Here is a 739-nt window from a genome sequence, read left to right as displayed (position 1 = left end):
GCTGAACTCTCAGAAGTTGCAGACTCATACAAGCTACTCGTGGTCTTCCTAGAAGAATCGCCACCGGGACCAGCAACAAGATTGCTCGTATACGTTGATTGAGAAACACCACCGACAATCGATCCGGAAACACCCGACTCGGCCGGGATCGGTGCAATAGGGGCTGCCGACGCAAGTTCAAACGTTAGCCCACAGACGAGAGCAGTATTCACTAAACAAATGCGATTCATAGACTAGCTCCAAGCATAATGACTATCACAATTAAAACTTAAACCAAACATAATCAAGACCAACGACAAGACACAACGCCAGTAACCTTGAGAGAGGCTAGTACCCTTACAGAGTATTGAAGATAAGGCTCATACTTTATAAAAGTCTCGATACCACGCTACAAAATTTGCAACGCCCTGCTCTAAAGGAGTGGAAGGCTTATAATCCACATCGCTGATCAATGCATCGACGTCCGCATAGGTGGCTAGGACATCCCCAGGTTGCATTGGCAAGAGGTTTTTCTCCGCTTTCTTACCTACATTTTCTTCGATCAATTCAATGTAGCGAAGCAATTCACATGGGTTGTTACTTCCGATGTTGTAGATACGGTATGGCGCCTTGCTTGTTGCCGAGTCTGGGTTTGTCCCAGACCAATCTGGGTTAGACTCAGCCGTATGGTCTAAGGTACGAATAACGCCCTCAACAATATCGTCGATATAGGTAAAATCACGTTGGTGTTTACCATAGT

General features: G+C 45.9%; 1 protein-coding gene and 1 pseudogene. Both read right to left on the bottom strand.

Annotated features, from left to right (window positions below; all coding sequences use genetic code 11):
• A partial coding sequence (locus A3750_RS25185) for a hypothetical protein (RefSeq protein ID WP_197474764.1) occupies nt 1-230 on the bottom strand: 230 nt, incomplete at its 3' end.
• Nucleotides 231-359: 129 nt separating this feature from the next.
• Nucleotides 360-739, bottom strand: a pseudogene (locus A3750_RS00260) (capsular biosynthesis protein CpsI); the annotation flags it as partial.

This window comes from Oleiphilus sp. HI0079 (genome assembly GCF_001635105.1).
Note: the sequence above shows the minus strand (reverse complement) of the source record. Positions and strands in the feature narration are given on the sequence as shown.